A 17,412-nucleotide genomic window follows, 5' to 3' on the forward strand; every position below is an offset into this window, starting at 1 on the left:
CTTCCGGACGGTCAAACCCGCGTCTCCGCGGCGGCCCGCGCCCGCTCCTTGGCCTCGTACAGGGCCCTGATGTTGTTGCTTCCGAACGTGAGCGCCCCGTGCCGCTCGATGAGCTCGAAGAAGAACGTGCGGCGTTCCACCGTGGACTCGGTGAAGATCTGGAACATCTCGCCCCAGTGGTCGCGGTCGACGAGGATGTTGCCGGCGCGCAGCGCCGCGACGGAGAGGCTGACCTCGCCGAGCCGCCGCTCGATCGCGTCGTAGTAGCTGCCGGGCGTCCTGAGGAAGCGCACGCCGCGGGCGCCGAGCGCGGCGACCGCACCGGCGATGTCGCGCGTGCTGAGCGCCAGGTGCTGCACGCCGGCGCCGCCGTTGGCGCGCAGGAAGTCGTCGAGCTGGCCCGGCTTGCGCGCCGGGTCGGGCGACACGATCGTGAACGTGACCTCGCCCGAGGCGCTCTGCACCACCTTGGAGTCCATCGCCTGGTCGCCGACCTCGACCCGCTCCTCGAAGATCTCCTTGAAGCCGAAGACCTCGGTGTAGAAGCGGACGGTCTCGTCGAGCGCGCCGCCGGCCACGCACAGCGCCGTGTGGTCGAGGATCTCCAGCATGTCCACATCGGATGGCGCCCCGGCTGGCAGCGGCTCGATGGCGCCCGGCAGGAACTCCTCGCCGCGCCGCTCGACGAACCGGTGCGCGAGCGCGCCGGGGCCGGAGACGTCTGCGGTCACCACGTCCGGTCCCCAGGACCGCGGCTCGGCGACCGATGTAGCGCCCCGGCTCAGCGCCTCCTCGTAGGCCTCGGCGGCGTCGGCCACGCGCAGGGCTATCCGGGCCACCCCGTCGCCGTGCCGCTCCACGTGGGCGGCGACCGGGTGTGCCGGGTCGGTGGCGGCGGTGACGAGCAGGCGGATGCCGCCCTGCCCGAGCAGGATGGTGCGCTGGCCGGGCAGGCCCGGCCCGCTCTCGCCGAGGCGGCGGAAGCCGTACGCCTCGACGAGTGGCCGGGCCGTCTCCTCCGCGTCGGTTACGTAGAACTCGACGTGGTCGACAATCGTCACGTCCATCATGGACCTCCGGGGTGGGCGAGCGCGAGGCTGACGTTGTGCCCGCCGAACGCGAACGAGTTGGAGAGCGCGACGCCGGCGGCCGCCTCGCGGGGTGCCTTGCGGACGTGGTCGAGGTCGCACTCGGGATCGGGGTCGTCGAGGTTGTGCGTCGGCGGCAGCACGCCGCGGCGCAGCGCGAGCGCCGTCGCGGCGGCTTCCACGGCGCCGGCGGCGGCGAGCAGGTGGCCGGTGACGCCCTTGACCGAGCTGACCGCGGGCGTGTGCGCGCCGAAGACGGCCCGGATCGCGCGGGCCTCGGCGGCGTCGCCGCGCTTGGTGCCGGTGCCGTGGGCGTTCACGTAGCCGACGTCGGCCGGTGCCAGCCCGGCGTCGGTGAGGGCCAGCCGCATGGCGGTCACGGCTCCGGTGCCGTCGGCCCGCGGCGCGGTCGGGTGGTACGCGTCGGTGGCCACACCCCAGCCGGCGACCTCCGCGTACGCGGGGCGGCCGCGGGCGGCGGCGTGCTCGGCGCGCTCCACGACGAGCACGCCCGCGCCTTCGCCGAGCACGAAGCCGTTGCGCCGCCGGTCGAACGGGCGGCTCGCCTCGGCCGGTGCGGCCCAGCCGCCGGCGAGCGCCCGCGAGTTGCGAAACGTCGTGGCGGCGGTGGGCAGCAGGGGTGCCTCGGCGCCGCCGCAGACCACCACGTCGGCGAGCCCGTCCCGGACGAGGCGCAGCGCCTCGGCGACCGCGTACGCCCCGGAGGCGCACGCCGTGGAGATGGTCGAGCTGTAGCCGCGCACGCCGTGCTTGATGGCGATCCGGGCGGTGGCCATGTTGGGCAGCATCCCGGCCAGCAGGTACGGGCTGACCGCGGTGTGGCCGCTCGCCTCCCGGGCCAGTGCCTCCGCCTCGAACATGCCCAGGCCGCCGAACGCGTTCGCCAGCACCACGGCGGTGCGTGCCGGGTCGGCGTCCCGCCCGACGGCGATGCCCGCGTCGGCGAGGGCGGTGTCGGCGGCGGCCATGGCGAGCACCACGAACCGGTCCACCCGCCGCGCCTCGGCGGGCGGGAGCACGGTGGCCGGGTCGACGTCCGGCGCGAACCCGGCCGCCTCGAGGATCCCGGCGAGCGGGTGGGTGTCCGCCGGCCGGCGAAGCCCGGACCGGCCGGCGCACACCCCGTCGAAGAACCCGGCGGCGTCGGCACCGAGCGGCGTGAGCAGCCCGATCCCGGTGATCACCGCACGGCGTCTCACCGCGCCACCCCGACGTCGTCGGCGGGACGGCTCGGTCCGGACGCCGCCGCGCCAACTCGCTCACTCACTTAACCGCACCGTCCAACGAGGACGCGCGGGCCGAGACGTCGGCCGCGAACTCGCCGAGCGTCATGATGGCCAGCCGTTCCATGTCCTCCTCGCCGAACTTCACGCCGTACGCGTCCTCGACGCGCAGGGCCAGCTCGGCGACGGCGAGGGAGTCGAGGTCGACGCCGGCCGGCCCGAAGACCGTGTCAGCGCCGGCACCGTCGACGTCGAAGTTCATCTGGCGCAGGGACTCGATGGTGAACGCGACCACGTCAGCGGACATCGGCGGCGCCTCCTTTCACGCGGTAGGTGACTCGTGTACGGGTATTGCCGGTCGAAGCGGCGGGGTTGGGAACGCCGCCGCGCGCAGGGCCGGTACGGCGCGGACGAGCTTGCCGGTGGCGGTGCGGGGCAGCCGCGGCACCAAGGTGAGCCGGCGCGGCCGCTTGTATCCGGCCAGCCGCCCGGCGAGCGCCTCCTTCAGCGCCGGCAGCCCGGCCGTGCCGGTGTCGTGCACGACGAACGCCTCGATCGCGCCGTCCCACGCGACCACGACCTCGACGACCCCGGGCAGCCCGGCGATGGCCTGCTCGACCTCGGTCAGGTCGACCTTGAGCCCGCCGACCGACACCTGCGAGTCGAGCCGGCCGCGGATGGTGACGAGCCCGGTCTCCGGGTCGACGTCGCCGGCGTCGCGGGTGTGCAGCCAGCCGTCGACCCAGCGGGTCGGGTCGCTCAGCCCCACGTACGGGCTGGCGCCGGCGGCGAGCAGGATCTCGCCGCCCTCCGCGCGCAGCGCCATGCCGGGTGCGGGCGCGAGCGCCGGCCGGTGCTGTCCAAAGAGGTCGGTCGCGATGACGCCGGCCTCGGTCATCCCGTACATGTTTCCCAGGGGTACGGGCCAGCGGGCGGCGAACGCCTCGCGGATGGAGGGGCGGACCAGCTCGCCGCCGACCGTCATCCGCTTGAGCTGCGGCAGCCGCCGGGACCGGTCGGCCGCGGCGAGGAACTCGATGTGGAACGGCACGCCGAGCACCGTGGCCGGCTCCGGGCCGGACGCCACCGCGTCGAGGATCGCGTCGGTGGACAGGAAGCTCGGCACGACGAGCGTGGCGCCGGTGTGCAGCCCGTAGAGTAGGCCGCCGACCAGGCCGAGCACGTGCACCGTCGAGGCGAGCAGCACGATCCGCTCGCCCGGCTCGGGTACGCCCTCGACGAGCCGGTAGCGCTCGACCTCGGAGACGAGACTGGCGGAGGTGCGGCCGATCACTTTGGACGGTCCGGTGGAGCCGGAGCTGAGCTGGAGCAGCGCGTGCGGCGTGCGCGCGGGCTGGCCCGGGTGCTCGGCGACGACGGGCGCACCGTCCGACATGGACACGACCAGCTGCGGCGCGATCCGGGCCAGGGCACCGTCGACCTCGTGCTGGGTGAGCCGGTGGTCGAGCAACGCCACCTGCGCGCCGACCGTCCAGGCGGCGAGCAGGCTTTCCGCGTACACGATGCCGGGTGGCAGCCGGAGTGCCACCGTGCCGCCCGCGCGCAGGCCCGCCGCGCGGAGGTCGGTGGCCCTTGCGGCGACGCGCCGCCGCAGCTCGCGGCGGGTGATCGGCGCGCCGAGGCGGAGGCACTCCTCGTCGTCGCGCCCGGCGAGCAGATAGGCGCCCACCCATTCCCCGTCGAATGGGTCGATACCGATGCCGGCCGGCACGCCAGGAAACACAATGGCCCCCATAGAAAGTATTCACGCCGCGCTTTTGCGAAGGGTTTTGGCGGCGATCGGGCCGAACGCTAACAGCGCCTTTCCAGGGGGGTCAACCATGCCGAAAGGCCGCCCGGCGGCGACTCTTCGCGATCGCCGACCTAAGCGGCCTTCCGGAAACTCTCCCAAGCTGCGAAAACGTGGCCGACATCATCGGCGGCCTGCTTACTGTTCGTATTAGCGATCCATTCGCGAGGCGACCGCCAGGCAAACCGCGAGAGGGGATCTTCCCAGGTTCTAGCGATAGTCGACGTGGTCGCGAGACGGCGATTGACGGGTGCGCGGCGACTTACCTGACGGTGATCTGGTCGAGTAGCTGCGCGAGCCCGTCGGTGCGGGGGGCGACCTCGAGTGCGGGGTCGTCACTGAGGATGGCCTGTTGAAGCAGGTGCAGCCGCTTGGAAGGCTCCAGACCGAGCTCTTCGGTCATGGTGTTGCGGAGCTGCTGGAAGACCCGCAGCGCCTCCTGCCTGCGGCCACTGCGGTGCAGGGCCACCATGAACTGGGCGTGCAGGTTTTCGTGGAGCCGGTGCTCCGCCATCATGCCGGCGAGGTCGGAGAGCACCTCTTGGTGGCGGCCCAGCCGCAGCCGGGCCTCGATGCCCTGCTCGACGGTCGTGAGCCGGGACTCCTCCAGCCGTTTGACCTGCGGTTGCAGGAGAGGGCCGGCCCGCACGTCGGTGAGTGCCGGACCGCGCCAGAGCGCCTGCGCCTGGGTGAGCCGCTCGGCCGCGAGGGCATTCTGGCCGGTGGCGAGCGCCTGGCGGCCCTCGCTGGAGAGCCGCTCGTAGCGCGCCAGGTCGAAGTCGTCGGAGATGCCGCGGAACAGGTATCCGCCGGGGGTGGTCACGAGGACGCTCTTGGCGACCTCGGACGCGGGGGTGGCCAGGGCGGCGCTGAACAGCTTGCGCAGGTGCAGCACGTACGTCTGGAGCGTGGTCAGGGCGCTGGCCGGGGGCTCGTGACCCCACAGCTCCTGGATCAGGGCGGTGACCGGCACGGTCTGGTTGGCTTGCAGCAGCAGCAGCGCGAGTACGGAGCGCGGCTTGGGTGCGGTGGGGGTAGCAGAGGAATCGCCACAGTTGAGCATCAATGGTCCAAGGACCCGTATTTCAAGGCCCCTTCCCATGACATAAGACATTGACATGGACCTCCGGGGGAAACGTGCGCGCGCTTGGGGTGATCAGCAATCTACCCGAGTGCGGGCACGTTTCTGCCAGAGTAGTGACCCCTCCATCCCGGAGAGTGGGCGGATTTGTTTGACTGATCGAGGAACTTGTGCCTAACCCGGCAGTGACGGGCATCGATCACCAATTGGTGAGCGCCACGAATATCCGGATTTAGCCCTCGATCACCAGTGATGGAGGCCTATGAGAGACGGCATCTGCACGTGCATTGTGGAATGCTTCCAGGGCAAGCGCTTACCCGGCCGTGCTGCCTGCGAGATGACGCTGCCGCATGAGGAACTTGCGCACCTTGCCGGTCGGTCCGACCACGATCTGGTCGTCCGGCACGGCCACGACCCTGCGCAATGTCGCGCCGGCCGCCGGGCCGAGCGCCTGGCGCACCGCGGCGGTCCGGTCGGTGTCCGGGTCCGCGCCGGCGTCCAGCATCAGCAGCACGTCGGTGACGACCCGCCCGCCCTCCCGCCCGGCCACGACCGTGCAGTCGCGCACGTCCGGGCACCGCACGAGGATCCGCTCCTCCGACTGCGCGGTGTAGAGCCAGTCGCCGCCGCCGAGGTCGACCGCGTCCACGGCCCGGTCCACGTGATAGTAGAAGCCCTCGGCGTCCCGGTACATGAGGTCACCGGTCAGGTAGTAGCCCTGGAAGCGGGTGCGGTAGGTGGTCACCGAGTCGTTCCAGTAGCCGGGCGCGAGCGTGGGCGACTTGAGACCCACGTGCCCGACCGCGCCGACCGGCACCTCCGCGCCGGTCTCCAGGTCGAGGAGGGCCACTTCGGCGAACGGGTACGGCCGGCCGACGCAGCGCCCGTAACGGTTGCTCTCGGCCGTGTGGGTGATGTGGAACGCCGAATGGCCCATCTCGGTCGATCCAATGCCGTCGATGAACCGCGAACCGGGCACACTAAGTGGACCGTCCGGTGTGTACCGCTGGTGACTGCCGACCGCGACGAGCCGCCGGATGTGCGCCTCGTGCGCCGAGTCGCCGGTGTTGAACCACACCTTGACCGAGTCGAGGTCGCGCGCGCCGAGGTCGTGGCGGGCCAGCTCGGCCCACGTCACCGCGAAGCCGAACACGCCGGTCGGCCGCCACCGCTCGATCGCGTCCAGCACGGCGGCTCCGCTGGAGGCGAAGTGTCCACCTTGGGCGGAGAGGTACAGCAGCTCGTACCGGTTGCAGAGCGCCTGGTTGACGGTGATGAGGCCGGCGGCGTGCGCGGCCGGCATGACCGACAGCTCGCGGACCGCGTGGCTCGGCCGCGGCTCGACCAGGCGCACCCGGCGGATCGCGGCGAAAAGGCTGGCGTGCGAGTGCACGACCGCCGCCGGCACCCGGGTGGTGCCCGAGGAGTGCGTGATGGCGACCGGGTCGTCGGCGTGGTGCCGGTAGTACGGCGGCGCCTGTGCCGGGTCGCCGGTGCCGGTCTCCGCGGGGTCGATGGTGGCCGTCCCCGCCAACGCCTGGCGGTGCGCCTCGTCCGCGATCACGTGCGACGCGCGCAGCCGCTCCACGAAGCCCGGCGCGACCTCGGCGGGCATGTTGCCGTTCATCAGCGCGGGGATCGCGCCGATCCGGGCCAGCGCGAAGAAGTTGAGGAACACGTCGGCGGCGGACGTGACGTACACGGCCACCGGGTCGCGCGGGCGGACGCCGTGCGCGTGCAGCCAGGCGGCCCGCGCGGCGGCCCGCTCCTCGAGCGTGCCGAGGGTCAGCGGCTCGTACGCCGGGCGCCCGTCGACCGGGGTATCGAACGTGATGCCCGGCCCGTCCGGGTCGGCGCCGTGCTCCCGAAGCTTCGGCAGCACATTGCCGGCACCCAGCTCCGGGTCGGCGACGAGGGCGGCACGGATTCTCGCTGAACGATCCCCGCGTTGCTTGCGGCCCGCGGTACGCGAGAACGCTGAGTTTGATGATTCGCTCGCAAGCTCGCTCATAGCTGTCCCCTTTAGCGGATGGTGCGCTGGAAGAGCCTGGTAGACCAGGTGATCGCGATGGCCGCCAGCACGGTGACGCCGACGAGCCCCTGCCAGATCTCGACGTCGCCGGCCCGGCCCTCGAAGAGGGAGCGCATGCCGTTGGTGACCCAGTAGAACGGGTTCCAGTCGGCGATCGCCTGGATCCACGCGGGCGCCAACGCGATCGGCAACAGCACGCCGGCGAGGAGCGCGACCGGCTGCGCCACGGTGTTCATCACCGGGCCCAGCGCGCCCTCCTTGCGCACGAGCAGCGTCACCGCGTACGACAGCGAGGTCGTCATCAGCGCGATGACGGCCAGCAGCAGGTACGCCAGCAACAGGTTGAGCACGCCGACGGAGAGCCCGAACGGCACCGCGATGACGGTGATGATGAGCGCCTGCACGAGCAGCGAGGCCACGTCGCGCAGCGCCCGGCCGAGCAGCAGCGCGGAGCGGCTCACCGGCGTCACCCGGGCCCGCTCGATGATGCCGGCGCGCAGCTCGGCGAGCAGGCCGAAGCCGGTGAAGAGGCCGCCGTACAGGCACATCACGACGAGCAGGCCGGGCACGTAGACGCGGTAGGCGTCGCCGTAGCTGTCCGCGCCCAGCGCCGGCTTGAGCATCGGCGCGAAGAGCACGAGGTAGGTGATCGGCTGAGCGAGGCCGAAGACGAGCCAGGTCCGGCTGCGCAGCATCAGGGACATCTGGCGCTGCCAGACCAGCCACGTGTCGCGGGCGAGTTTCACGGGTGGGACGGTATGGCCTTTCCTCGATGCGCAACAAGCGCCTTGACCGGACGTCAAGCCCACCACCGCTCGTACTTCGACCGGGAGTCAAGCTCCGTCTACTTAGACTCCTGCCGATGATGACCCATCGTGTTCCGGTGAGGTTCGAGGGCGACGGCAGCGGCGTCGAGGAGCTGTCGTGGGGCCAGCGTGAGCTGTGGGAGGCGATGCGCCGCCAGTTCACGTGGATGCCGATGGGATACGCGCTGCCGGTGCCGCCAGGGACCACAGTGGACGACATGGTCGCGCAGCTGCGGTTCATGATGGGCCGCTACCAGTCGATGCGCACCCGGGTGCGGCGCGACCCGGACGGCCACGACCGCCAGGTGGTCGCCGCGTCCGGCGAGATCGACCTGGAAATCGTGGACGCCTCGCCCGACGAGGATCCCGCGGCCGTCGCCGAGGCGGTGCGGCAGCGGTTCTGCGACGCCGACCACGACTTCGCCCGCGACTGGCCGGTGCGGATGGCGGTCGTGCGCCACCACGGCGTCGTCACCCACCAGGTCGTCATCGTCTGCCACCTGGTGACCGACGGCTTCGGCGCGATGGTCGTCATCCGCGAGATCGAAGACCGCGACCTGGTACACGGCCGCAGGCCCGTGCCGCCGGTCACCGCGACGGAGCCGATGGCGCAAGCCCGGTGGGAGGCCTCGCCGGCCGGGCGGCGCGAACTGGCCGCCGTGCTCCGGCGCTGGGAAGGGTTGCTGCGCACCATCCCGGCGCGCCGCTTTCCCGGCCCGGCCGACCCGCGCGAGCCGCGGCATTGGCAGGTGCGGCTCGACTCCCCCGCGACGCTGCTCGCCGTGCGGGTGATCCGCGCGCGCACCACAGTGGACAGCTCGTCGATCCTCCTCGCGCTCTTCGCCATCGCGCTCGCCCGGGTGACCGGCGCCGACCCGCTCGTGACCCGGGTGATCGCGCACAACCGTTTCCGGCGCGGGCTCGCCGAGACGGTCAGCCCGGTCACACACACCGGTCTGTGCGTCATCCCCTTGGGCGACACCACTTTCGACGAGGCGCTGGCCATGGTGCACCGCCGGGCGATGGCCGCTTACCGGTACGCGTACTACGACCCGCGCGACCTCGACGCGCTCGTCGCGCGGGTGGCCGCCGAGCGGGGCGAGGAGATCGACCTGTCCTGCTTCTTCAACGACCGCCGGCTCGCCACCCGCGACCTCACCGAGGCGCCGCCACCGGCGCCGGACGAGATCACAGCCGCGCTTGGCCGCAGCCGGCTGCGGTGGAGCCAGCAGGACAAGCCGGTCGAGCGGCTCTTCGCCACCATCAACGACGAGCCGGACACGCTCGACTACGAGGTCTTCGCGGACACCCACCACGTGGCACCCGCCGACATGGAGGCGTGCGTCCGCGGCATGGAGGCACTCGCGGTGACAGCGGCTTTCGATCCTTCGGTACGGGTTTTTCAGGGGGTGGCAGCATGATAAGCGTCTCCTTCAAGGCGGATCCGCCCGCGGACGACACCGTCGCCGAGCTTGCCTGGGGCCAGCGGGAGATCTGGACCGCGATGGTGCGCCAGGAGTGGTGGTTGCCGATCGGATACGCCCGCGCCGTGCCACCAGGCACCACAGTGGAGGATCTGGCGGACGAGGTGCGGTTCATGATGAGCCGCTACCCCACGCTCCGCACGACGCTGCGCCACGACGCGGCCGGCGAGGTCCGGCAGGTCGTCGCCGGCTCCGGCGAGATCGACGTCGAGATCGTCGACGCCGCCGACGACGAAGACCCGGCCGAGGTCGCCGACCGGGTCCGCCAGCGCTACTGGGACGGCGACTACGACCTCGTGCACGGCTGGCCGGTCTGGATCGGCATCGTCCGGCACCGGGGCGCGCCAAGCCACCTGGTGACCGTCATGACCCACCTGGTGCTCGACGCGTTCGGCGGCATGGTGATGCTGGAGGAGGCCGCGTCGCGACCCGCCGAGCCCACCGCCATGCCTCCCGTGGAGCAGGTGCGGTGGCAGTCGTCCCCCGCTGGCCAGCGGCAGAACACGGCTGCCCTGCGCCACTGGGAAAAGGTTCTCCGGACCATACCGTCCCGGCGCTTTCCGCACCGCCACGAGCCGCGCTCGCCGCGGCACTGGGAGGGCCAGTTCCGCTCCCCCGCCGCCCAGCTCGCGCTGCGCGTGCTCGCCGCACGCACCAAAGTGGACGCCTCACCGCTGCTGCTCGCCACCTGGGCCATCGCGATGGCGCGGGTGACCGGCGTCAACCCGGTCGCCGTCCAGGTGGTCGTCAACAACCGCTTCCGGCCCGGCCTCGCCCGCTCGATGAGCCCGCTCAGCCAGACTGGCATCTGCTCCATCGACCTCGCCGGCCTGAGCGTCGACGACGCGGTGCGGCTCACCGCCCGGCAGGCGATCGCCGCGTACAAGCACGCGTACTACAACCCGTCCGATGTGGACGAGCTGGTCGCGCGGCTGGGCGAGGAGCGTGGTGAGGAGTTCGACCTCGCCTGCTTCTTCAACGACCGCCGCATCGACGCGCGGGAGCAGGACGACGGACCGCCGCCCACACCCGAGGAGGTACGCGCGGCCCTGCCACACACCACGTTCACCTGGGGCAGGCGGCGGGACACCTCGTTCGAGCGGATGTTCACCCACGTGGAAAACGTGCCAGACGCGATGACGATCACCATCGCCGGCGACACCCACTACATGTCGCCGGGTGAGCTGGAGGCCGTGGTACGCGGGATGGAAGCGGTCGCGGTCGAGGCGGCGCTCGACCCGGCGGCGCGCACCGGGATATCCTCATGACCGCGCTGGAGGCCGTCGCGACGTACCTACCGGACCACCGGGTGCCGCTCGAAGAGCTGGCCGGCGAGCTCGACCTGACGCCCATGCAGGTGCGCCTGTTCCGCCGCTTCCACAAGCTCTCCGACGTGTGCCGGGCGCCCGGCGCCACGCCGCTCGACCTGCTGCTCGCCGCGGCGTCCAACCTGGACGAGCTGCCTGCCGTGCGGCACCGGGTGCGCTACGTGGTGTGGGCCCGCACGTTTCCGGTCGTGGTGCCCTACCCGCTCAACCCGCTGGACACGATGTGCCGGCTGCTGGGCCTGGACAACGCGGCCGCGTTCACGGTCACCCACCACGCCTGCGCCACCGGGCTGCTCGCGATCGACGTGGCCGGGCGGCTCCTGGCCGGGTCGCCCCCGGACTCGCTGGCCCTGGTGATGGCCGGGGAAAAGGCGTTCACGTACGACGCGCGGGTGGTGCCGGAGACCTCCGTCTTCGGCGAGGGCGCCTCCGCCTGCCTCGTGCGGCACGACGGCCCCCGCGACCGGCTGCTCGCGTACGCGGCCCACCAGCGCGGCGACTTCGACGACGAGGTCACCACGGACATCGGGCGGTTCCAGGAGGAGTTTCAGGCGTCGCTGATGGCCGCGGTGCGGTCCGCGGTCGAGCGGGCCGGGCTAGCCCTGGACGACATCACCCTGGTGCTGCCGCACAACGTCAACATCGTGGCCTGGCAGCGGCTGTGCCGGCGGATCGGCTATCGGGTCGACCGGGTGCTGCTCGACAACGTACCGCTCACCGCGCACGTCTTCTGCGCCGACGCGTTCGTCAACTACCGGACCGCCCGCGCGCGCGGGCTGCTGCGGCCCGGTGACCGCTACCTGGTCGTCGCCGCCGGGGCCGGGCGGGGCGCGACGTTCTCGGCGATGGTCTTCCAGCACTGAATCGATGGGGTGATACAGCCATGGAGCAGCTCGACACCGACCTGCGGCCGCGGGTGGTCGACAGCATCCGCATGTTGCTGCCGCGGGTGCTGCGCAAGGAGATGCCCGAGCCGACCGAGCAGAGCCGGCTCATGGAAGACCTCGGCATGAGCTCCTCCAGCACGCTGGAGCTGATGCTGGAGCTGGAGGAGGACCTCGCGCTGCAAATCGACGTCGAAGACATCGACCGCGACGACTTCGCGACGGTCGGCACGCTCGCCGACTTCGTCGTGCGGCACCTGATACCGGAAGAGTGAGCGATGCTGTGGTTGGCGCGTGCCGCCCGGCGGGTGTTCGACGAGCCCGCCGCCCGGACGGCGCACCCCGAGCACGAGGCGCGTTTCGCCGGCTATCTGGCCGACCTCGTGGAGCCGTACGGGCTCACACCGCACCCGCCGGCCGGCGGCCAGTCGTACGGTGAGATGGCCGCCGCGCTGATCGCCGACGTGGTGCGGCCGGACGAGCCGGTCGACCTGCTGGTGCTCGCGTTCGCCGTGCCGGACGTGCGTCCCGGCCGCGCCGCGGCCACCTACCTGAGCCACGTGTGCCCCGGCTCGCCGCTGGCGTTCGCGGTGTGCGACCAGGGCGTCGCGGCCGGGTTCACCGCCCTGCGGATCGCACAGTCCTATCCCGACTGCCGGCGCTCGCTCGTCATCGTCGTCGAGCAGGCCACGCTCCACTACGACCTGCCGGCACCCGCGCCCCTGCCGACCCGGCACGCCGGCGTGGCCCTGCTGTGCGGCGACTCAGGGGTGGCGCGGGTCTCGTCCGTCGTGGTCGGGCGGGGCGAGCCGGTGGCCGGCGACCTGGACCCACCACCCGGGCAGCCGCACACCGGCGTCTGGTGGGCGCTCGCCGGCGCGCTCGCCGACACCACGCCGCGGCGGGTGGTGGTGGCCGACCACGACCCGGTGCTCGGCTACGCCTGCTCATCCACTGTGGACTTCGGATCACCGGCACGGGACGGGGGTGGCACCGGTGTCCGAGTGGGACTGGGGGCGGCCTGAGGAGCTGTCCGCGCGCATGGACGGGTTCCTCGAGGAGAGCGCGACCTGCGACAAGCTGGAGGAGGTGGCGCGGCCCGTCTTCGACCGGCCACTGCTGCGCGACCTGGGCGTCACGGGCGTCGAGTTCGCCGCTTGGCGCAGCCGGCACCCGGCCGCGCTCGCCTCCGACGTGGTGCCGCTGCGCGCCCCGGACTCGACGGCGGCACCCGGACACATCTACCGGGTCGACGGCGAGGCCCTCTTCGCGGCGCTCGACATCTGCGAGCCACTTCCCTTCACAGACGGCGCCGTCGACTGGGTGTACGCCGAGCACCTCGTCGAGCACGTCTCGCTCGGCGCGGGCATCGGCTGGCTAGCCGAGGTGCGGCGGATCCTCGCGCCCGGCGGGGTGCTCCGGCTCACCACGCCAGACCTGGCGACCTATGTGGACGGTTACCGTGCGGGCAACCCGTTCTTCTCCCGCCACCGCGGCCGGATGCGCGCCGCCGGCCTCGGCCCGCCGATGCCGTCGCGCCGGGCGTTCATGTTCAACCAGCTCTTCTACCTGTACGGCCACCGCTGGCTGTACGACTTCGACGAGCTACGCCACGCGCTCGTCTCCGCGGGCTTTCCGGCGGACGGCGTGCGGCGGTGCTCCTTCCGCGAGGGCGAGCGGCCGGACGTCGCGGACCTCGACCGAGTCCTGCGCAACGACGAAAGCCTGTACGTCGAGGTGGTAAAACAGGACACATGACCTATCCACCACCTCTGTACACGGGCGAGAACGGCGAAATCACCGCCAGTTACCGCCCGGACGGCCACGAGCCCGACCTCACCTACCCGAAGACCGGCAACACCGTGCACTACCTGGCGACGCACAAGTCGACCGGCGGGCTGTTCGGCCTGTACCGCTGGGAGATGGGCCCGACGCCGAGCGGCCCGGACCCGCACTTCCACCGGTCCATCTCCGAGTCCTTCTACGTTCTCACCGGCACGATCCGCATCTACGACGGCAACAGGTGGATCGACTGCACGCCCGGAGACTTCGTGCACGTGCCCGCGGGGGGCGTACACGGATTCCGCAACGAGTCGGGCGAGCCGGCGTCGATGCTGCTGCACTTCGCGCCGGGCGCGCCGCGCGAGGGCTACTTCGAGGGGCTGCTCGACCTCGCCTCGAAGTCCGACGAGGAGAAGGCCGCCTTCTACCTCGAACACGACAACCACTGGCTCTGAGCGTCGCGCTGCTTCGACCCCTGAATCCCTTATTTGACAGAGATTTGAGCTACCGCGACGGACGTCGTGGTCCAGACCGCTGCGCGGGGCCCCCGGGGAAACGTGGAGCGCAGCGGAGCGTTTTCTTGGGGTGCATTTCCCGCGGCCTCACCCGTCCGCCTTTGGTCGCGCTCACCCCCGCGGCCAACCGGCGGGGAGGAAAGGGAGCGGGGTGATGGAACTCGCGCCAGGCGGCGGTCCCGACCCCGGCTGGTTAGCCTGCGGGCTTGTCCTGCGGAGGGGGTGGCCACTCCAGGGAAGCAGAGCAAATGCATCCCGCGCGCCCCTACCCAGCCGGGGGCTGTAAGGCCCGGCGCAGCCGCCGGGGTGAGCGTGACCAGCGGCGGAAGGGTGAGGCCGCGGGAGCAACGGCACGGACCACGACGGACGTCGCGGTAGCTCAAAATTGCTCTAATGGATCGGGTCATGGCTGTTGGAGTAGCCGAGCGTCGTACCAGGTGACCCGCCGCGGTTTCAGGCGCGTTCGCGGGCGCGCTGGGTGAGCACGACGCACGCCAGCACCACCACCGCGGCCGCGATGGAGGCGGGGGTTACGGCCTCGCCGAGCAGCAGCGCGGACCAGGCGAGGGTGAGCACCGGCTGGGCGAGCTGGATCTGGCCGACCTGCGCGATGCCGCCGCGCGCGAGGCCCGCGTACCAGGCGAAGAAGCCCAGAAACATGGAGACCGCGGTGACGTAGCCGAACGCGGACCACGCGTCGACGTCCGCCCGCGGCGGATGGGCCGCGGCGGCGACGGCAGTCACGGGCACCGTGACGGGCAGCGAGAGCAGCAACGCCCAGCAGATCGTGCGGGCACCACCCAGCGCGCGGGCGAGCGCACCGCCCTCGGCGTACCCGAGGCCGCAGAGCACGACCGCGGCGAGGAGGAACAGGTCCGCCACGGTCAGGGCGCCGCGCACCGCACCGCTGGCGCCGAGGAAGGCGAGCACCGCCAGCAGCCCGCCCGCGCTCGCCACCCAAAAGAGCGGCGGTGGGCGCTCACCGGCCCGCAGCACCGCGAACACGGCGGTCATCGCGGGCAGCACGGTGATGACGACCGCGCCGTGCGCGGAGGTCTGCGTGGTCAGCGCCAGCGACGTGAACAGCGGGAACCCCACGACCACCCCGGCCGCCACGATCCACAGCCGCCGCCACTGCTCGGGCGTGGGTCGCGGGGCGCCGGTGAGGCGCAGGTACGCCCAGGCCAGCAGGCCCGCGCCGACCGCACGCCCGAAGGCCACGAACCACGGGTCGAGCTGCTGCACGGCGACGCGGGTGGCGGGCAGCGACATGCTGAAGGCGAGCACGCCCAGCGCGCCGAGGGCGAGGCCGGTGACCCGGTCCGCCGTTACCGTGGTCGCGGCAGTAGCGCTACTCTTGGCCGTCATGAGTGACGGTAACGCAGCCGCTCGCGTTATCCAAGATCTGCGCAAGCTGGTCGCCGCCGCGGCGCCCGGCACCCGGCTGCCGTCGGTCCGCGAGCTGACCGCGCGCCACCAGGCCTCGCCGGTGACCGTCGCCGAGGCGATCCGGCAGCTGGTGGCGCAGGGCCTGATCGAGGCACGGCCGGGCAAGGGCACGTTCGTGGCCACCCCGCCGGACGAGCGGCGCGCGCCCGACCTGTCGTGGCAGACCGTCGCGCTCGGCCCCCGCCGGCCGGGCGAGGACGAGATGCAGGCGTTACTGGCGTTACCGCCGGCGGGTGCCATCCCGCTCTCCGGTGGTTACCTCGACGCGGACCTTCAGCCCACCGCCGCACTCGGCGCCGCGCTCGCCCGCGCCGCCCGGCAGCCCGCCTCGTGGCAGCGCGGACCGGTCGAGGGGCGCGCGGACCTGCGCGCGTGGTTCGCCCGCGAGGCCGGCGGCGGCCTCCGCGCCGACGACATGGTGATCTGCCCGGGCGGCCAGGCCGGCCTCTCGTCCGCGCTGCGCGCGCTCACCACGCCCGGCGACACCCTGCTCGTCGAGTCGCCCACCTACCTGGGCGCGCTCGCCGCGGCACGGGCGTCCGGCCTGCGGGTGGTGCCGGTGCCGGCCGACGCCGACGGGGTGCGGCCCGACCAGCTCGCCGCCGCGTTCGCCCGCACCGGCGCCCGTCTCTTCTACTGCCAGCCGCTCCACGCCAACCCGCACGGCGCCACGCTGGCGGGCCACCGCCGGGAGCAGGTCGCCGGTGCGGTACGCGAGGCCGGCGCCTTCCTGATCGAAGACGACTACGCCCGCGACCTCACCATCGACGGCGAACCCCCACCCCCGCTGGCCGCCGACGACCCCGACGGCCACGTCATCTACCTGCGCTCCCTGACCAAGTCGGCCGCCCCCGGCCTGCGCGTCGCCGCCATCGGCGCCCGCGGCCCGGCCGGCGCGCGGCTGCGGGCCGCCCGCCTGCTCGACGACCTCTTCGTCTCGGGACCGCTCCAGCAGGCCACGCTGGAAGTCGTCACCGCACCGGGCTGGTCCCGCCACCGCCGCGCCCTGCGCACCGCGCTCCGCGACCGGCGCGCGGCACTGCTGACCGCCCTGCGCCGCCACCTGCCGGAGCTGGCCCAGCAGGCCGTCCCGCGCGGCGGCCTACACCTGTGGATCCGCCTCCCCGATGGCACGGACGACGTCGCGGTGGCCACCGCCGCGGCCGCCGAGGGCGTCATCGTCTTCCCCGGCCGTCCCTGGTACGCCGCCGAACCCGCGGGCCCCCACCTCCGCCTCACCTACGCCGCCGCCCCACCCGACCTCATGGACGAGGCCGTCGGCCGCCTGGCCCGCTGTTTATGACCGCGCGGCGGTGACGGGATCGGGGTGGGATCGGCGGCAGACTGTCGGGATGGGCGAGATCGTGACGGTGGCCGACCTCGACTACTACGTGGTCATGGAGGGCGGCGGGCGGGCCGCGGCCGTGGTGGTGGAGGAGTTCGTCCTGGCCGGCGACCACACCGCCGCCGGGCTGGCGAGCGCCACCTGGACGGCGGCCGGCTGGCGGCCGTCGTTGAGCATGCGGATGCGGTCGGACGCGGGCCTGCGGGCGCGGGTGACGTTCGCCTCGCGTGCCGGGGCGGCGGAGGCGTTTCGGGTGCTGGGTGGGGGTGAGCTGCCGGGCGAGGCTGAGTTGCGACGCCAGCTGCGTGACTACGAGCCGTTGAACACCGCGCCGCCGCTCCGGCTGGGCCTCACCGACGCGCCGTACTACCGCATCCTCTTCGCGGGGGAGCCGAGAGACGACGCCGCGCATCCAGGCCTGCGGCGGATCGGCAACGGGTTGGCGTGGTGTGTCGACATCTCCGCGCCCGAGGGTGCCAACATGGGGCGGCCGCTGCGGGAGGCGCGCGACGCGATGCGGCGCAACGGGCTGATCCCGGTCACGATCGAGCGCTTCTACTGACG

General features: G+C 72.5%; 17 protein-coding genes. 9 read left to right on the forward strand and 8 right to left on the reverse strand.

Features of this window, described 5'->3' with window-relative positions:
* Positions 1–11: 11 nt before the first annotated feature.
* From hppD to AC5L36_RS44220, 7 genes are all read right to left on the reverse strand, one after another.
* Positions 12–1,067 (reverse strand): 4-hydroxyphenylpyruvate dioxygenase, encoded by a 1,056-nt coding sequence (hppD, locus tag AC5L36_RS44190; RefSeq protein ID WP_441224927.1) that lies wholly within the window; start codon positions 1,065–1,067, stop codon positions 12–14.
* Positions 1,067–2,308 carry a beta-ketoacyl-[acyl-carrier-protein] synthase family protein gene (locus AC5L36_RS44195; RefSeq protein WP_441224929.1) on the reverse strand — a complete coding sequence of 414 codons (1,242 nt, stop codon included), beginning with the start codon at positions 2,306–2,308 and terminating at the stop codon, positions 1,067–1,069. The genes hppD and AC5L36_RS44195 overlap by 1 nt, the downstream gene beginning before the upstream one ends.
* Positions 2,309–2,372: 64 nt before the next feature.
* On the reverse strand, positions 2,373–2,639 hold the full coding sequence (locus AC5L36_RS44200) for a phosphopantetheine-binding protein (RefSeq protein ID WP_441224931.1): 267 nt from the start codon (positions 2,637–2,639) through the stop codon (positions 2,373–2,375).
* Positions 2,640–2,654: 15 nt separating this feature from the next.
* A complete protein-coding gene (locus AC5L36_RS44205) occupies positions 2,655–4,088 on the reverse strand; it encodes a class I adenylate-forming enzyme family protein (protein ID WP_441224933.1) in 1,434 nt (477 codons plus the stop codon).
* 316 nt (positions 4,089–4,404) lie between these two features.
* The gene (locus tag AC5L36_RS44210; protein ID WP_441224935.1) at positions 4,405–5,205 is read right to left on the reverse strand and encodes an AfsR/SARP family transcriptional regulator; all 801 of its coding nucleotides are present in this window, start codon (positions 5,203–5,205) and stop codon (positions 4,405–4,407) included.
* 331 nt (positions 5,206–5,536) lie between these two features.
* Positions 5,537–7,105: a class I adenylate-forming enzyme family protein gene (locus tag AC5L36_RS44215; RefSeq protein WP_441224936.1), complete on the reverse strand. Its 1,569-nt coding sequence runs from the start codon at positions 7,103–7,105 to the stop codon at positions 5,537–5,539.
* A gap of 140 nt (positions 7,106–7,245) precedes the next feature.
* Positions 7,246–8,001 (reverse strand): ABC transporter permease, encoded by a 756-nt coding sequence (locus AC5L36_RS44220; protein ID WP_441224938.1) that lies wholly within the window; start codon positions 7,999–8,001, stop codon positions 7,246–7,248.
* A gap of 137 nt (positions 8,002–8,138) precedes the next feature.
* Here AC5L36_RS44220 and AC5L36_RS44225 point away from each other — a divergent pair, with 137 nt between their 5' ends.
* The 7 genes from AC5L36_RS44225 to AC5L36_RS44255 are packed head-to-tail and all read left to right on the forward strand — an operon-like array spanning position 8,139 to position 13,994.
* On the forward strand, positions 8,139–9,482 hold the full coding sequence (locus tag AC5L36_RS44225; RefSeq protein WP_441224940.1) for a condensation domain-containing protein: 1,344 nt from the start codon (positions 8,139–8,141) through the stop codon (positions 9,480–9,482).
* Entirely contained in the window at positions 9,479–10,813 is a 1,335-nt protein-coding gene (locus AC5L36_RS44230) for a condensation domain-containing protein (protein ID WP_441224942.1), read from the forward strand. The genes AC5L36_RS44225 and AC5L36_RS44230 overlap by 4 nt, the downstream gene beginning before the upstream one ends.
* Entirely contained in the window at positions 10,810–11,736 is a 927-nt protein-coding gene (locus AC5L36_RS44235) for a 3-oxoacyl-[acyl-carrier-protein] synthase III C-terminal domain-containing protein (protein ID WP_441224943.1), read from the forward strand. The genes AC5L36_RS44230 and AC5L36_RS44235 overlap by 4 nt, the downstream gene beginning before the upstream one ends.
* Positions 11,737–11,756: 20 nt before the next feature.
* Positions 11,757–12,032, forward strand: a complete 276-nt coding sequence (locus AC5L36_RS44240) for a phosphopantetheine-binding protein (protein ID WP_441224945.1) — start codon at positions 11,757–11,759, stop codon at positions 12,030–12,032.
* 3 nt (positions 12,033–12,035) lie between these two features.
* On the forward strand, positions 12,036–12,782 hold the full coding sequence (locus AC5L36_RS44245) for a hypothetical protein (RefSeq protein WP_441224946.1): 747 nt from the start codon (positions 12,036–12,038) through the stop codon (positions 12,780–12,782).
* Positions 12,754–13,515 (forward strand): class I SAM-dependent methyltransferase, encoded by a 762-nt coding sequence (locus AC5L36_RS44250; protein ID WP_441224947.1) that lies wholly within the window; start codon positions 12,754–12,756, stop codon positions 13,513–13,515. Before AC5L36_RS44245 ends, AC5L36_RS44250 begins: the two co-directional genes overlap by 29 nt.
* Positions 13,512–13,994, forward strand: a complete 483-nt coding sequence (locus tag AC5L36_RS44255; RefSeq protein ID WP_441224948.1) for a cupin domain-containing protein — start codon at positions 13,512–13,514, stop codon at positions 13,992–13,994. The genes AC5L36_RS44250 and AC5L36_RS44255 overlap by 4 nt, the downstream gene beginning before the upstream one ends.
* Before the next feature lie 513 nt (positions 13,995–14,507).
* On the opposite strand, the gene AC5L36_RS44260 is transcribed toward AC5L36_RS44255, so the two are convergent.
* Positions 14,508–15,422: a DMT family transporter gene (locus AC5L36_RS44260; RefSeq protein ID WP_441224949.1), complete on the reverse strand. Its 915-nt coding sequence runs from the start codon at positions 15,420–15,422 to the stop codon at positions 14,508–14,510.
* Between AC5L36_RS44260 and AC5L36_RS44265 the strand changes: the two genes are divergently transcribed.
* Both AC5L36_RS44265 and AC5L36_RS44270 read left to right on the forward strand, forming a co-directional pair.
* A complete protein-coding gene (locus AC5L36_RS44265) occupies positions 15,421–16,806 on the forward strand; it encodes an aminotransferase-like domain-containing protein (protein WP_441224950.1) in 1,386 nt (461 codons plus the stop codon). The two genes, AC5L36_RS44260 and AC5L36_RS44265, sit on opposite strands and share 2 nt — an antisense overlap.
* A gap of 49 nt (positions 16,807–16,855) precedes the next feature.
* Positions 16,856–17,410, forward strand: a complete 555-nt coding sequence (locus tag AC5L36_RS44270; RefSeq protein ID WP_441224951.1) for a hypothetical protein — start codon at positions 16,856–16,858, stop codon at positions 17,408–17,410.
* Positions 17,411–17,412: the final 2 nt, after the last annotated feature.

It is taken from the genome of Phytohabitans sp. LZ39, assembly GCF_059359075.1.

What these genes read in the sequence shown, in the direction of transcription:
- AC5L36_RS44240 (WP_441224945.1), top strand. Translation starts at nt 11,757, where the DNA reads ATGGAGCAGCTCGACACCGACCTGCGGCCGCGGGTGGTCGACAGCATC.
- AC5L36_RS44260 (WP_441224949.1), bottom strand. Translation starts at nt 15,422, where the DNA reads ATGACGGCCAAGAGTAGCGCTACTGCCGCGACCACGGTAACGGCGGAC.
- AC5L36_RS44230 (WP_441224942.1), top strand. Translation starts at nt 9,479, where the DNA reads ATGATAAGCGTCTCCTTCAAGGCGGATCCGCCCGCGGACGACACCGTC.
- AC5L36_RS44210 (WP_441224935.1), bottom strand. Translation starts at nt 5,205, where the DNA reads ATGCTCAACTGTGGCGATTCCTCTGCTACCCCCACCGCACCCAAGCCG.
- AC5L36_RS44235 (WP_441224943.1), top strand. Translation starts at nt 10,810, where the DNA reads ATGACCGCGCTGGAGGCCGTCGCGACGTACCTACCGGACCACCGGGTG.
- AC5L36_RS44245 (WP_441224946.1), top strand. Translation starts at nt 12,036, where the DNA reads ATGCTGTGGTTGGCGCGTGCCGCCCGGCGGGTGTTCGACGAGCCCGCC.
- AC5L36_RS44270 (WP_441224951.1), top strand. Translation starts at nt 16,856, where the DNA reads ATGGGCGAGATCGTGACGGTGGCCGACCTCGACTACTACGTGGTCATG.
- AC5L36_RS44265 (WP_441224950.1), top strand. Translation starts at nt 15,421, where the DNA reads ATGAGTGACGGTAACGCAGCCGCTCGCGTTATCCAAGATCTGCGCAAG.
- hppD (WP_441224927.1), bottom strand. Translation starts at nt 1,067, where the DNA reads ATGGACGTGACGATTGTCGACCACGTCGAGTTCTACGTAACCGACGCG.
- AC5L36_RS44255 (WP_441224948.1), top strand. Translation starts at nt 13,512, where the DNA reads ATGACCTATCCACCACCTCTGTACACGGGCGAGAACGGCGAAATCACC.
- AC5L36_RS44200 (WP_441224931.1), bottom strand. Translation starts at nt 2,639, where the DNA reads ATGTCCGCTGACGTGGTCGCGTTCACCATCGAGTCCCTGCGCCAGATG.
- AC5L36_RS44205 (WP_441224933.1), bottom strand. Translation starts at nt 4,088, where the DNA reads ATGGGGGCCATTGTGTTTCCTGGCGTGCCGGCCGGCATCGGTATCGAC.